The 13,304-nt window shown below is 39.2% G+C and carries 14 protein-coding genes; 5 read left to right on the top strand and 9 right to left on the bottom strand.

All coding sequences use genetic code 11. The features are described 5' to 3' along the window. Positions 1-151: 151 nt before the first annotated feature. From QNH29_RS16530 to acnA, 3 genes are all read right to left on the bottom strand, one after another. Positions 152-1,117, bottom strand: a complete 966-nt coding sequence (locus QNH29_RS16530) for a phosphotransferase enzyme family protein (protein WP_283860479.1) — start codon at positions 1,115-1,117, stop codon at positions 152-154. A 26-nt stretch (positions 1,118-1,143) separates the two neighbouring features. Further along, a complete protein-coding gene (locus tag QNH29_RS16525) occupies positions 1,144-1,509 on the bottom strand; it encodes a DnaJ family domain-containing protein (RefSeq protein WP_283860478.1) in 366 nt (121 codons plus the stop codon). A 104-nt stretch (positions 1,510-1,613) separates the two neighbouring features. Further along, complete coding sequence (acnA, locus tag QNH29_RS16520; RefSeq protein ID WP_283860477.1) at positions 1,614-4,325, bottom strand: aconitate hydratase AcnA; 2,712 nt, start codon at positions 4,323-4,325, stop codon at positions 1,614-1,616. Positions 4,326-4,683: 358 nt separating this feature from the next. Here acnA and sspO point away from each other — a divergent pair, with 358 nt between their 5' ends. Further along, a complete protein-coding gene (sspO, locus tag QNH29_RS16515; protein ID WP_034673441.1) occupies positions 4,684-4,833 on the top strand; it encodes a small acid-soluble spore protein SspO in 150 nt (49 codons plus the stop codon). A gap of 41 nt (positions 4,834-4,874) precedes the next feature. Here the strand turns inward: sspO and QNH29_RS16510 are convergent, their stop codons facing one another. Further along, positions 4,875-5,153, bottom strand: a complete 279-nt coding sequence (locus QNH29_RS16510) for a hypothetical protein (RefSeq protein WP_283860476.1) — start codon at positions 5,151-5,153, stop codon at positions 4,875-4,877. A gap of 114 nt (positions 5,154-5,267) precedes the next feature. Between QNH29_RS16510 and QNH29_RS16505 the strand changes: the two genes are divergently transcribed. Continuing rightward, positions 5,268-5,408: a small acid-soluble spore protein P gene (locus QNH29_RS16505; RefSeq protein WP_063254270.1), complete on the top strand. Its 141-nt coding sequence runs from the start codon at positions 5,268-5,270 to the stop codon at positions 5,406-5,408. Positions 5,409-5,668: 260 nt separating this feature from the next. Here the strand turns inward: QNH29_RS16505 and selA are convergent, their stop codons facing one another. Continuing rightward, entirely contained in the window at positions 5,669-7,075 is a 1,407-nt protein-coding gene (gene selA, locus QNH29_RS16500) for an L-seryl-tRNA(Sec) selenium transferase (protein WP_283860475.1), read from the bottom strand. A 97-nt stretch (positions 7,076-7,172) separates the two neighbouring features. On the opposite strand from selA, the gene QNH29_RS16495 reads away from it, so the two are divergent. Continuing rightward, the gene (locus tag QNH29_RS16495; protein WP_283860474.1) at positions 7,173-7,565 is read left to right on the top strand and encodes an Hsp20/alpha crystallin family protein; all 393 of its coding nucleotides are present in this window, start codon (positions 7,173-7,175) and stop codon (positions 7,563-7,565) included. 55 nt (positions 7,566-7,620) lie between these two features. On the opposite strand, the gene QNH29_RS16490 is transcribed toward QNH29_RS16495, so the two are convergent. Then, a complete protein-coding gene (locus QNH29_RS16490; protein ID WP_349654858.1) occupies positions 7,621-7,860 on the bottom strand; it encodes an Rdx family protein in 240 nt (79 codons plus the stop codon). Positions 7,861-8,012: 152 nt separating this feature from the next. Here QNH29_RS16490 and selD point away from each other — a divergent pair, with 152 nt between their 5' ends. After that, the gene (gene selD / locus QNH29_RS16485; protein ID WP_283860473.1) at positions 8,013-9,065 is read left to right on the top strand and encodes a selenide, water dikinase SelD; all 1,053 of its coding nucleotides are present in this window, start codon (positions 8,013-8,015) and stop codon (positions 9,063-9,065) included. A 235-nt stretch (positions 9,066-9,300) separates the two neighbouring features. Here the strand turns inward: selD and QNH29_RS16480 are convergent, their stop codons facing one another. Both QNH29_RS16480 and QNH29_RS16475 read right to left on the bottom strand, forming a co-directional pair. Further along, entirely contained in the window at positions 9,301-10,275 is a 975-nt protein-coding gene (locus QNH29_RS16480) for an L-threonine 3-dehydrogenase (RefSeq protein ID WP_283860472.1), read from the bottom strand. Between the two features lie 56 nt (positions 10,276-10,331). Continuing rightward, a complete protein-coding gene (locus tag QNH29_RS16475; RefSeq protein WP_283860471.1) occupies positions 10,332-11,522 on the bottom strand; it encodes a glycine C-acetyltransferase in 1,191 nt (396 codons plus the stop codon). A 264-nt stretch (positions 11,523-11,786) separates the two neighbouring features. On the opposite strand from QNH29_RS16475, the gene QNH29_RS16470 reads away from it, so the two are divergent. Then, entirely contained in the window at positions 11,787-12,077 is a 291-nt protein-coding gene (locus QNH29_RS16470; RefSeq protein WP_283860470.1) for a hypothetical protein, read from the top strand. A gap of 24 nt (positions 12,078-12,101) precedes the next feature. On the opposite strand, the gene QNH29_RS16465 is transcribed toward QNH29_RS16470, so the two are convergent. Beyond that, entirely contained in the window at positions 12,102-13,100 is a 999-nt protein-coding gene (locus QNH29_RS16465) for an NAD(P)H-dependent flavin oxidoreductase (RefSeq protein WP_283860469.1), read from the bottom strand. Positions 13,101-13,304 lie beyond the last annotated feature (204 nt).

Genomic DNA, 13,304 nt, shown 5'->3' with positions numbered 1-13,304 from the left:
TGTTTTGATTGAAATATAAACGTTCAGGACTTAAAAAGGACAGACTAATCCTATTCTTCAGGTTCACCATTTTTTCGCTATTCGAATAAATGTCTGAAAAAATAAGATTATAACTTCATTCCTCTTTACCATTCCTTTACGTTTGTTATGTTTATTTTATTGTACCTAAACCAAAACTGTCAATCATTTCCGTAAAATTAACATCGGAATAAGGCTTTCCACTCTCAATATTATTTTTTAATTTGGTAAGAGTATACGCCTGCCAATCCAGCAAATTTTCCAAATCCCATTTCTCCAAAAATAATGTATATAAAAAGATCTCTCTAATTTTTAAAAAGATAGGAATTTGTTGAATGAGTTCCTTGCTGAGTGTATGTGCCTGTTGATATCCCCTTAAGAAATGCTCCCAGAACTCCCTGCTAAATTGGGTGTTTTCTGGTGTATAGGATGATGCCTGCCAATAGGCATGATAAAAGGAAGCGGCTAGATCATAAGCAAACCAATGGTAAGCACAATCATCAAAATCAAAAAGTGTCAGCCGTCCTTCATTGACAAAAATATTACCTTGATGAAAATCATTATGTATAAGGCCGAATAGGTTAGGGGTTAGCGGGAACGTTGCTAACAGCATTAATAGTTGTTTGTACTTTTCTGCTATTGTTTCTGAAGAGATTTTTGGGAATAGGTTTAATAAATCGGGCTGGTGTACTGTCCAAATTGGCCGATTTACTTTTATTTTTTTCCCAGCACTATGCATCATCCCCATTACATTTCCCCATTGAAAAAATAGTTCTTTGTTCCATACCTTACGATTGGTGACATCAATGGATGTTCCCGCCGCTTTCTCGAATGCCACGACAAAATGATGCCTGCCGATTAGTTCGACCAATTGCTTACGCAAAGATTTTACAGGTAAAGATACTGGTAGACCATTCTCCCATAACCCCTTAATAAATGCCAATTCATTCATAATATCCTCAAGATTTCGCCTGCTGGAAGGTGAAACTCTAAATATGAGATTACCAAAGGAATAAACGGTATTATGAAAGCCGTCATTGATTGGTACGAGCTCACCTTCCGTATAGCCATATAAAGGTAAAATACGATCCGTAATCATGTTAATCTCTCTTTCTAAATGAGTACCTATTTTAATTTTTTATAAATTTTATCTGCATAGCTCCCAAAACGAGAATTCGTCGCGGTTCCTCTTTTTTCAAGTAATCTCTCCATTTCCAGCCTTTTTTTCATCAGTTTTGCCTGCAGACGTTCTTTCTGTTCTTCGTCCACTGCTCCCTCTAGCAATTCTTCCATCCTAAAAATTTCTTTTTTTTCATCCTCAGGTGAATAGCCTGCATTATTTAACACGCGGTATGCCATTTTCCATTCATCAGACATTCCTGGGAAATTATCCTTTATTTCTAGTGGCTGCCCCATTCCAGGAAGATTTTCGAACTCTTTCATCTTTATGGCTTCCTTAATTTTATCTTCAGCGATTTTTGAAAAATCCAATTACATCACACCCTTCGCACTACAAGTAAACTTTATTTTTCTCTAAAAGATATGTTAATACCCGGTAAAAAACCACCATGCAAAGCTGCATGGTGGTTAGAATATTAGGCTTCTTGTAATTTTTCGCGAAGTACCATTGGAAGGATACCACCATGACGGTAGTAATCAATTTCAACTTCAGAATCGAAGCGAACAAGTACTTCAAATTCTTTCTTGTTTCCAGCTTCGTCAGTAGCTGTAACTTTTAGAAGATCACGTGGTCTTACGTTTTCATCCACTTGTACATCGATAGTTTCTTTACCAGTCAAACCAAGTGTTTCAGCGCTTTCGCCCTCTTTAAATTGAAGTGGAAGTACGCCCATTAACACAAGGTTAGAACGGTGAATACGCTCAAAGCTTTCAGCAATAACGGTCTTAATGCCTAAAAGGTTTGTTCCTTTAGCAGCCCAGTCACGTGAAGAGCCCATTCCGTAGTCTTTTCCAGCAAGAACAACAAGTCCTGTGCCGTTTTCTTTGTACTTCATGCAAGCATCGTAGATAGATGTAACTTCACCAGTTGGCCAGTAAGTTGTGAAGCCGCCTTCTGTGCCTGGTGCGATTTGGTTACGGATACGAATGTTTGCAAATGTTCCACGCATCATAACTTCGTGGTTACCACGGCGAGAACCGTAAGAGTTAAAGTCACGAGGCTGAACGCCTTTTTCTAATAAATACTTTCCAGCTGGTGTATTTTTGCCAATAGCACCTGCAGGAGAGATATGGTCAGTTGTTACGGAATCTCCAAACTTACCTACTACACGAAGTCCAGTTAATGGTTCAACTGTACCTGGTTCAGGTGATAAGCCTTCAAAGAATGGCGGGTTTGCAATATAAGTGGAATCTTCATCCCAAGTATATAATGGCTCATTGCTCGTTTTGATTTCGTTCCAACGCTCGTTGTCACCGAACACGTTCGCATATTCTCTGCGGAATAGTTCAGGAGTTACAGTGCGTTTCACTACATCATTTACTTCAGCAGTTGATGGCCAAATATCCTTGAAGAATACATCGTTTCCATCTTTATCTTTACCAACTGCTTCATTAGCGAAATCAATGTTCACTGTACCTGCTAGTGCATAAGCCACAACTAGAGGTGGTGAAGCTAGGTAGTTTGCTTTTACAAGCGGATGAATCCGTCCTTCAAAGTTACGGTTACCTGAAAGAACAGATGTAACTAAAAGATCGTTTTCAGCGATTGTCTTTTCGATTTCTTCTTTTAATGGACCGGAGTTACCGATACATGTTGTACAGCCGTAACCTACAAGGTTGAAGCCGATTTGCTCAAGGTATGGAAGTAATCCAGAGTCACGAAGATATCCAGTTACAACCTTAGATCCTGGTGCTAAAGAAGTTTTAACAAACTTAGGAACTTCCATTCCAAGTTCAACCGCTTTCTTCGCAACAAGACCTGCCCCAACTAGAACGTAAGGATTAGATGTATTTGTACAGCTAGTGATAGAAGCAATTGCTACTGCACCAGTTTTAATTGTTGTTTCGTCTCCATTTTGGAAATTAACGACAGCAGACTTTTCAAGCTCATCTGCTTGTAAGCCGAAGCCTTGGTTTCCTTGTGGTGCTGAAACAGCCTTAACGAATTCTTCTTTCATTTTTGAAAGTGGAATTAAATCTTGTGGACGCTTAGGACCAGAAAGATTAGCTTCAATTTCAGAAAGATCGATTTCAATAACATCAGTGTATACTGGCTCAAATGATGGATCAAAGAAAAGGCTATTTGCTTTGCAGTACTCTTCTACTACTTGGATATGGCTTTCTTCACGTCCAGTTAAGCGCATATACTCTAATGACTCACTATCGATTGGGAAGAAACCACAAGTTGCACCATATTCTGGAGCCATGTTAGCGATCGTTGCACGGTCTGCTAATGGAAGTACGGATACTCCAGGACCGAAGAACTCTACAAACTTACCAACCACACCGTGGCTGCGAAGAACTTGAGTAACTTTTAATGCTAAGTCAGTTGCTGTTGCACCGTTTGGAAGCTCACCTGTTAATTTAACACCAACTACTTCTGGTACTGGGAAGTAAGAAGGCTGTCCAAGCATTCCAGCTTCTGCCTCAATACCACCAACGCCCCATCCTAGTACACCAATACCATTGATCATAGTGGTATGAGAGTCAGTACCAACTAAAGTATCTGGGTATGCTTCCAGCTCACCATCAGCAGTTTCAGCTACGTGTACAACATCCGCTAAATACTCAAGGTTAACTTGGTGTACGATACCAGTTGCAGGCGGAACAGCACGATAGTTATTGAATGATTTTTGAGCCCAGCTTAGGAACTGGTAACGCTCAGCATTACGTTCAAATTCTAAATCCATGTTAACACGTAAAGAGTCAGCGGAACCATAAGCGTCAACCTGTACAGAGTGGTCGATAACGAGGTCAACTGTTTTCTCAGGGTTAATTTTATCTGGGTCTCCGCCTAGGTCAGCCATAGCTTTTCTTAAAGAAGCTAGGTCAACTACTGCTGGTACACCAGTGAAGTCTTGTAGGATTACACGTGATGGCTTGAATGGAACGTCCACTTCTTTAAGCTCATCTGTTCCCCATTTTACTAAGTTTTCAACGTGCTCTTTTCCGATAACACGGCCATCATATTGACGAAGCACAGATTCAAGTAATACTTTTACGGAATATGGCAATTTAGAAACGTTGCCAATGCCAGCCTCTTCAAGTGCACTTAATCGGTAATAGTGATAACGTTTACCGTTCACTTCAAACGAAGTACGTGCGTTAAATACATCATTTTTCACCATAGTAAAGCCCCCTCATTCGTCATCATTAACTAAAATTAACGAAAAGTCGAAAAGTTTGAATATTCATATCCAGCATCACTTTTCTCACAATTCTAATCTTAATACAACGTTTTACATAAGTAAATAACAAGAAAGTTATTGTGATTGATAAGTTTTTCTTATGGTTTTTATGTATATTGTTCAAAATATTTAGAAAAATCTTATAACACCCTATAACTGAATAGTCTTAAAGATTAGAATTGTATACTTATTTATTATCTCAAAAAACTTATTTCTTGTCATTTATTTTTACTTAAAAGGAAATATTATCTCTATTAGAGAGAATTCCTTAAGAATTCTCTATAGGGAGGTGAATGGCATGCAACGAAAAAAGTCAAATCATGTAATTCCAGGTGCAAACGCAGCTAAAGGCCAAGGTATGGGTGCTGGATATAATGAAGAAATGTCAAACGAACCACTAACGATTAAAGAAAAAATGAACAATAAAAAACGAAAGAAAAATCAATAACGATAAAAAGCAGGAGTGCCCCCCTGCTTTTTAAAAATGTTCTATTCTGGCAGATTTACTTCCTCTACGATGCTTTGCAAATCCTGCTGAAAGCGTTCAAGTTGTGCTCTTTGGTGCTCTGAAGCTACTTCTAACGCATTCTCAATCTGCTGATAAGCTTCGTTTACTTCTTCTTTTAAATGCTTTAGCTGATGACCGTAACTAGCACTGTCACTAATGATGGTTTTAAATAATCCTTGTGCTTCTTCATAGCCCTGCTGTGCAGCCTGAAAAGCTTGCTGTTTATCCTTATTATATGGAAATCGATCAATCTCCGGCATCGACTGTTTCACTCCCCTCACGTTTCTATAACGTTAAATTGCACAGCGGAATCACAAATTATTCAGCATAAAATGTGTTCAGCTTTGCATCCTAACATTATAGGAGGGATGAAAATGGTGAACAAAAACGATGGCAAAGATATGCGTAGAAATCAACCTAAGATATCAGGCCAACCTGAGCCTTTAAGCGGTTCAAAGAAAGTAAAGAACCGTAATCATACACGTCAAAAAAGTAAATCACATCATGATATGTAGAAAAGCGGAAGGCGCCTGCCTATCGGCGACAGGCATAAGACGAGCCGGCTGGAAGGTTGTTCTTTAACCTTCTAGACGGATTGGCTTATGACCCCGAGCCGATGGCGCATGAAGCTAGACAATAGAAAAGCGGAAGGCGCCCTTTAAGCCGGATTGGCTTATGACCCCGAGACGCTTGTCAATACTCCTAAATGAAAAATATATTTATTGGGACTTTTGAAATAGTGCTAACCCCCTCTAGACCTATGAGGGGGTTGCTTTTATAATTGAAGTAAGGCTTGAAGAATCAGCTGTTCCTCTTCCTCTGTAACGGTTCTTAAATCAATGAGAAATTCATCTTTTTGAATCCGTCCAACAATGGCTGGTTTAAATTGTGTTCGTAATTTTCTTCCAACCTGTTCTGCTGTTAGCGTATGATGTTTTAAAGAAATGACCAAGGTTGGCAGCTGTACATCCGGCAGGGTTCCTCCGCCTACTTGACTTGTGCCAGGAAAAATTTTCGCCTGAAAATAATCTGTGCCATGTAACAAGTTTGTAACAAACCTCTTCGTTCTTTCGTCTAATACATCAATAGAAACTAATAAATCACGGATGGTGGGAATGTTATGTACTCCCTTTTCTCCACGTGCATAATCAATTAGCGTACCTTCCAGCGCAGCCAGAGTCATCTTATCTACTCGAACGACGCGTGCTAATTGGTGTTTTTTTAGAGTATCGATGATTTTCTTTTTACCAGCAATGATTCCTGCTTGAGGTCCGCCCAGGAGCTTATCCCCACTAAACGTGACAACATCTGCGCCAATTTCAATTACCTCTCTGACAACCGGTTCCTCTCCAATTCCGTGCTTTCTAAAATCAAAAAGGGCGCCGCTGCCAAGGTCTTCATAAAAAATAACATCGTCTGCCTCTTGAGTCAGTTTAATGAGGTCTTCTGTTTCGACTGATTTTGTAAAACCAATAATCTTAAAATTACTTGTGTGAACTTTCATGACAATAGCCGTTTCTGAATTAATGGCTTTTTCATAATCATATAAATGAGTTTTATTTGTAGTTCCAACTTCAACTAATTTCGCACCGCTTTCTTCCATTATGGATGAGATTCGGAACGAGCCGCCTATCTCTACTAACTGTCCCCGTGAAACAATCACTTCCTTATTTTCTGCAAGCGCTCTTAAGACAAGGTAAACGGCGGCAGCATTATTATTGACGACCATAGCAGCTTCAGCACCAGTAATTTCTTTAAGAAGGGTTTCTACATGGCTATGCCTAGAACCGCGCTCCCCTTCAGTCAATTTATATTCCAGGTTTGAATAATTTTGGGCGGTTTCGACTACGTGATGGATGGCGTTGTCACTTAGCCTTGCTCGTCCAAGATTCGTATGAAGGATGGTGCCTGTCGCATTGACTACTCTTTCGATGGTATAAGAGTATTGTTCTTTTATATTCCTGCCTATTAGTTGAAAAACATCCTCTATAAACTGTTTTGTGCCAGGGTTGGCGCCTTTCCAGTTGCCGTTTAATAATAATGATCTTATTTGATCGAGTGCTTCTTTGAGCTGCTTTGTTAGTTGCGTGGCATCGAGGTCATTTTCCCTCATGAGGGATTCGAATCTCTCATGGTTTTGCAGTTCGTGCACTGCCGGAATTGAGCGTAACCATTCTTTCACAAAAAAAACTCCTTTACTTTACCTTCTTTACTTCCGTCTGTTTTATTTCACCCTTTCATTCTGAATGAATAAAATAAACCATGCAAGGGGGATTGCTATGAAATCCAAAAAAAATATACAGCCCATCGATTTTGACCTTGTGGAGAAGTGGTTGGAAAACTACTGCCTCGACCCTTTAACGACACAAGATGATGTGACGCAATTTCGCATCGACTTATATGAGACAGATCAAGAATGGATCGTCGAGGCATTACTTAACGAGTATAACAGCTCGGAAATTAAAGTTTTTATTGAAGAAAATAAGCTCGTTATAACAGCTGTTAAATCCTCCACTACCTCTAATCAACAAAAAAAAGTACGAACTATCCAGTTCCCCTTTGAAGTTATAAATCAAAAAGTAAATGCAAATTATATTAATGGTATATTAGAGGTTCTTATTTCTAAAACTGAAAAAGGTCTTGGGAAAAATTGCTATATTACATTGCCTTAAGATACTTTTTTAAAACAAAAAACCCTCATACCAAATTTGATATGAGGGTACAATTTTATTTTTGTGAAATTTTATTGATAATATCTTGGGTGTCAGGAAACACCCCGGTATCTAATTTGGAATATATTTTTTCCCCATTGACAGTTACTTCAAATGCTCCTCCTGAAACAGGGATTAATTCCATTTTTCCAATGTTACGATTAAAGTGTGTAAAAAGTTCTTCCGCGAGACTCGCGGCTTTCGGTGCGTAGTTTCATTGCATGCAGAATTCAACAATAACGTGATAGTTGTTCATCTTTTTACTCCTCCATTTTATAATCTAATTTCCTACATCACTATAGTAAAAACATTTTATCGCAACGTTATTTTCCATGCAAATCTTCTGCTTGTACATAGTGTGTGCAGTTTTTTTTGGAAACAGTTATACTAATTAATGGAGGTGGAACGATGAGTGAACAAGAGAAAATACGCCTAACCTCTTTATCAACTAAAGCTGGCTGAGGCTGTAAAATTGGTCCTGAGGACCTGGCGCAAGTTTTGCGTCATTTACCAAAGCAAGACCCAGTACCAGAATTATTGGTGGGACATGAAACATCTGATGATGCTGGTGTTTATCAGTTAACCGACTCGATTGCCTTAATACAAACGGTAGATTATTTTACCCCAATAGTGGACGACCCCTATATGTTTGGACAGATTACTGCTGCAAATGCATTAAGCGATGTTTATGCAATGGGTGGAGAACCAAAAACAGTTTTAAATATTGTAGGGTATCCGATTAAAAAGCTTGGCGCCGAAATGCTTTCCGACATTTTGCGCGGTGCAGCCGATAAAGTAAAAGAAGCTGGTGCATTGACAGTTGGAGGTCATTCAATTGATGACCAAGAGCCGAAATTTGGTCTCTCTGTAACTGGAATTGTACATCCTGAAAAAGTTTGGAAGAATATTGGCGCTAAGCCTGGCGATGTGTTAGTTTTAACCAAGCCGATTGGTGTAGGAATTATCACTACAGGGATTAAGCGGAGCGTGGTAACCCCTGAGCAAGAACAAATTGTTACGGATACCATGGCAGAGTTAAATAAAACAGCTGCTGAATGCTTAATGAACTATCAACCACATGCTGTAACAGATGTAACGGGATTTGGATTGTTGGGACACAGTAGTGAGATGGCTCGCGGCAGTAACGTAAGCTTTGAGATCTTCTATTCAAAGGTTCCAATCCTAGATGGCGCGTTGGAGTTAGCTAGGGATGGAGTCGTTCCAGGAGGATCAAAATCAAATCATAAATGGATACTTGGTGATGTGGATTATGAGGACCTTTCCCTCGAGGAACAATTGGTTCTATGTGATGCGATTACTTCTGGAGGTCTGCTCGTTTCTATTAGTGAAGAAGAAGCTATTCAATATGTAGACAATCTTCATTCAGCTGGTAAAAACCATGCTGCGATTATCGGCAGGGTTATGGAGAAGAAAGAGAAATTAATTTATGCAAAAAGATAACAGCGTGGCTTATGCTACGCTGTTTTTTTCGTGTTTATAGTAGTTGCCTTGCAAAACCGTACAGTTTCTACAGAAAAGTGTACAGTTTCTACAAAGAACCATACAGTTTTTACGAAAAAGTGTACAGTTTCTACAAAGAACCGAACAGTTTTTACAAAAAAGTGTACAGGTTCTACAAATTCAGCACAAAAAAAATAGATGACCTGATAAAACAGGTCATCTCCTAAAAAAAGAATTAAATTCCGCTCGCTTTTGTTTTGTTCATAGTCAATTTATTGGTTAATTTTTGAATCATATCTTCGGTCATTTTCGCTAAGTCATATTTGAATTTGAAGCCCCATTCTTCTTCTGCTGCAATCGCATCAATTGAATTTGGCCAGCTGTCGGCAATTCTTTGGCGGATAGGATCGACATTATAACTTAGTTTAAATCCAGGAATATGTTTTTTAATTTCGTTTGCAATTTCTTCTGGATCAAAGCTCATTGCCGTAACATTGAAGGAGTTACGGTGTTTAAGCCTGCATGGGTCAGCCTCCATCAAATCAATAATGGCATTTAGGGCATCCGGCATATACATCATATCCATATACGTGCCTTTATCGATATAGGAAGTATAGCTGCCTTTTTTGATGGCCTCATAGTAGATTTCCACAGCGTAATCTGTAGTTCCGCCACCAGGCAGTGCTACATATGAAATTAAGCCTGGGAACCTGAGTCCCCTCGTGTCGACTCCGAATTTGTGATAATAGTAATCGCTCAAAAGCTCGCCAGCTACCTTATTTACGCCGTACATGGTTGTGGGGCGCATGATCGTATCCTGTGGTGTACTGTCTTTTGGTGTAGAGGGTCCAAAGGCACCGATTGAACTTGGAGTGAAAAATTGTGCATTAAGCTCTCTTGCTGTTTCTAATGCATTCATTAAACCGCCCATATTTAGGTTCCAAGCTAAGACAGGTTTTGCCTCTGCAGTGGCCGATAATAAGGCGGCTAGGTGCATTATGGTATCAACCTTATATTTTTTCGCAATTTCGCCCATCATATTTAAATCCGTAACATCTAGGACTTCAAATGGACCGCTCTGTGCAGCTTCACTACCGTTATTTCTAATATCTGTAGCAATTACATTATCACACCCATACGTTTCTCTTAATTTCATGGTGAGCTCAGAACCGATCTGACCTAATGCACCTGTTATTAATATCCGTTTCATTCTTCTCCGTCCTCCTCACTTATGTTAAGAAATCTGCCCATCGAAGGGTTTCGTGATCAAATAATGCCCATTTCCTTACCGACTTTCTCATAGATAGCAATGGCCTGATCCAGCATTTCTTTTGTATGAGCAGCAGTCGGCATATTGCGAACACGTCCTGTTCCTTTTGGAACGGTTGGGAATACAATTGCTTTTGCATATACTCCCTCTTCATTTAATCGCTTGCTAAATTGCTGTGTCAGGGACTCGTCGCCAATAATACATGGAGTAATCGGGGTTTCACTGTTCCCTATATTAAAGCCTAGTTCCTTTAAGCCTTTTTTGAGGTAATCCCCATTTTCCCAAAGTTTTTTATTAAGTTCGGTACTTTCCATTAAGATTTCAATGGAACGTTTACTTGCTGCTACATCTGCTGGTGTTAGTGATGTAGAGAATAGGAATGGACGGCTTCTTACTTTTAGCCAATCAATTAAATTCTTCTTCCCTGCTACATATCCACCTACTACACCAATGGCTTTTGAGAGGGTCCCGATTTGGAAATCGATTTTATCAGACAAGCCGAAATGCTTAACCGTACCTGCACCATCACCAAGGACACCTGATCCATGTGCATCATCTACATATGTAATGAGGTCGAATTCTTCAGCAATTTTTACGATTTCAGGTAATAATGCAATGTCCCCATCCATGGAGAATACGCCATCGGTAATAACCATGATTTTGTTGTACTGACCTGATTCTTTCGCTTCCTTTGCTTTTGCTCGTAAATCTTCCATATCGGAATGATTTACACGAATAATCTTTGCTTTCGATAACCGGCAGCCATCAATAATGGAAGCGTGGTTTAATTCGTCAGATAAGATCGCATCATTTTTATCCATTACGGCAGAAATCGCTGCCATATTACAATTGAAGCCTGATTGATACGCGATAGCTGCTTCTGTATGTTTGAATTCTGCTAATTTTTCTTCCAATTCAACGTGAAGTTTTAATGTTCCGTTTATGGTACGAACTGCACCGGCACCTACCCCATACTTCTCAATTGCCTCAGCAGCAGCCTGCTTCAACCGCTCATCTGTAGCTAAACCTAAATAGTTATTCGATGAAAGATTGACTAGCTGTTTTCCATTTATCGTAATCATCGGACCATTTGGACTTTCTAATGGATCGATGACATTATATAGACCCTTGCCCTTTAAATCTTCTAAGTTTTCGTTTAAGAATTGCTCCAAAATAGTGCTGGACATTATTATTCCCCCTTATTGTCGCTTTTAGAAAAACAATCGTCCACCTGAGACGGACAATTGAATATTAGATGAATGCCCTTAGTTAAAGGGTTTCTTTAATATACTTTATCACATATTTTTTAAAATGTTCACCCCAAAAGGACATTTGTTATAAAAAAATTTTCATTTTTAGGTTATCCATTTTGAAATCAGGTTATTTTTCATTTGAAGTAAAAAAGGTATAATGGAGAGCATAAATTTATAGGTTTAGAAAGGATGTAATACGTGGAATCAATTTTATCACTGCTATATACAATTATTGTTGGAGGCATTTTTGTGTATATTTTTATTTACCTTTATGATTGGCTTTTTGGTGAAAAACAAGAAAAACAGATTCGTAAGATTCATAACTATTACCGAAAAGAAGGAGTCCAAAAGGTCGAAATGCTGGAGCACCAGCCGAAACAATTCACTTTATATCAAGTGAAAACAACGAAGGAAACGAAACGTTTGAAAATAAAGCCTGGCTATAAAATAATAAAGGTAGTACCTAAGCAAAAAGAACCTTCCCAATAATTAGGAAAGGTTCTTTTAACATTATTAATTCACTTTTAATCTACTTAATTTTGAAGCACTTTGGTTCACTTTTTTGAGGGCTTCTTGATATTCTGCTTCTAATTGTTGAATGATCCCTGCAGCGGACTCAATTTTATCAATGGCTCCTACGCCGTGACCTGCACTCCAAATATCACGCCACGCTTTCGCTTCTGGTTTACCGTGCATTTTATCAAAATCCACTTTTTCTTTTTTAACCAACTGGGCAGGATCAAGTCCTGCTTTTTGTATACTCGGGATGAGCATATTAGCCCTGACACCAGAAAAAGCATCCGTTAGCATGATATCCTCTTGACTTGAATTCACAAGCATTTCGCGATACTCATCATTTGCCATACTTTCAGTCGCAACAATAAATCTTGTACCCATATAAGCTAAGTCCGCACCGGCTGCCTGTGCGGCTAATATTCCCTTTCCAGTTGAAATGGCACCAGCAAGAACAATAATGCCGTCCCAAAAACTACGGACCATATCGACAAACGCAAAGCTATTAATTTGTCCAGCGTGACCGCCAGCACCACTGGCAACGAGGATTAGACCGTCAACACCCGTTTCTGCGGCCTTACGGGCAAATTTAAGGTCGCTGACATCCGAAAAGACTAAACCCCCATATTCATGAACAATGTCGACCACGTGTTTTGGACTGCCTAAGGATGTAATGACCAATTGTGGCTTGTGTTTTTTGATTAACTCCAATTCATCCTGAAGACGGCTATAGGTGCTATGTACAACCATATTCATCGCCCAAGGAGCAATTTTTCGGTCAGGCTCCACTGCGCGGGCTTGTTCTAATTCTTCGTTCAATTGACCCATCCATTGATCAAGTACCTCAATTGGTCTTGCATTTGGGGCTGGGAATGACCCTATTACACCATTTAAACAGCAGTTTTTTACTAGTTCAGGACCGGACACCAAAAACATGGGTGCAGAAATAACAGGCAGTCTTAACTGGTTCCACCAAGTATCAGGGATTGATTTTTCCATGGTCAACTCTCCTTTATGGAATTTTCTGAATAAATTTCCTATTCTAATAGTAACGGAAAATGAATGGTTATTCAATCATAGAGTGAACCTTTTAAAATAAAGAATAAAGCGCTTTCCTTACACGAACGATGGACCTAAAAAAAAACCTTTCGTTCGTCTTTTGGTGAAAAAAGCATTGCCATCCTATTTCACCATGGTTATAAT

The organism is Neobacillus sp. DY30, from assembly GCF_030123065.1.
Taxonomy (GTDB): Bacteria; Bacillota; Bacilli; order Bacillales; family Cytobacillaceae; genus Neobacillus.
This window is presented reverse-complemented; position numbering and strand designations above follow the sequence as displayed.